The following is an 835-nucleotide window of genomic DNA, read 5'->3' as shown; positions in this document are numbered from 1 at the left end:
CCTGGTGAACCTCATCGCCGCGGACCCACGCCGACGGGCATTGCCCTACTGGGAGAGCCAGGAACCGATCCCGGCCCGCGGTGAGGGTCCGGACATCAACGGTGTCGACCCCCGCTATACGCGCACCAAACGGGAACACGACGCGCTCATGGCCAGTGCCCCGGTGGTCGCCGCCATGCACGACCGGTTCCCCGAGGCCATCGAAGAGGAGGTCGAACTACTCGACCTGGACATGGCATCGTATGTCTTGGAATGGCATGCACGCGTGCCGGATTGGCGCGACTACTACCTGGGCCTCGATCAGACTCGGCACTATGCCTACTTGAAGAAGGTGCTGCAGGCGTTGACCTTTTTGCGCGGGCCGCGCACCTGGATCCTCAAGAGTCCCCAGCATTGCGAGCAGCTGCCCGCGCTGACCGCGACCTTCCCCGATGCGACGGTGGCGTTCACCCACCGCGATCCCGTCGCGGTGATCCAGTCGGCGATCACCATGATGGCGTACTCGGATCGGCTGCGGCGCAACAGCATCGACCCGGACTGGCTGCTGGACTACTGGACCGACCGCGTGCACCGGCTGCTCAGCGCCTGCGTACGCGACCGCGAACTGGTTCCCGCCGAGCGCAGCATCGACATCAGCTTCCATCATCTCAACGCCAACGAAATGCCGCTGCTCGAAGAGCTTTATCGGCGCGGGCAGGTCGAACTGACACCAAAGGTGCGCCGACGCTTCGAGCGGTATCTGGAGAGTAATCCGCGCGGCAAGCACGGCCGCATTCGCTACGAATTGCAGCGCCATTTCGGGGTGACCGCGGACGAGTTACGTGGCCGCTTCGGC

The 835-nt window shown here is 64.7% G+C and carries 1 protein-coding gene; it reads left to right on the top strand.

Annotated elements, in window-relative coordinates; genetic code table 11:
• The coding region (locus BST27_RS30675; RefSeq protein ID WP_083148851.1) for a sulfotransferase family protein at positions 1-835 on the top strand (835 nt) is incomplete at both ends.

Origin of the sequence: Mycobacterium intermedium (assembly GCF_002086275.1) — a bacterium.
In the GTDB taxonomy this organism is placed as follows: Bacteria; Actinomycetota; Actinomycetes; order Mycobacteriales; family Mycobacteriaceae; genus Mycobacterium; species Mycobacterium intermedium.
The sequence above is the reverse complement of the archived record's forward strand: the minus strand, read 5'-3'. Positions and strand labels throughout refer to the sequence as shown.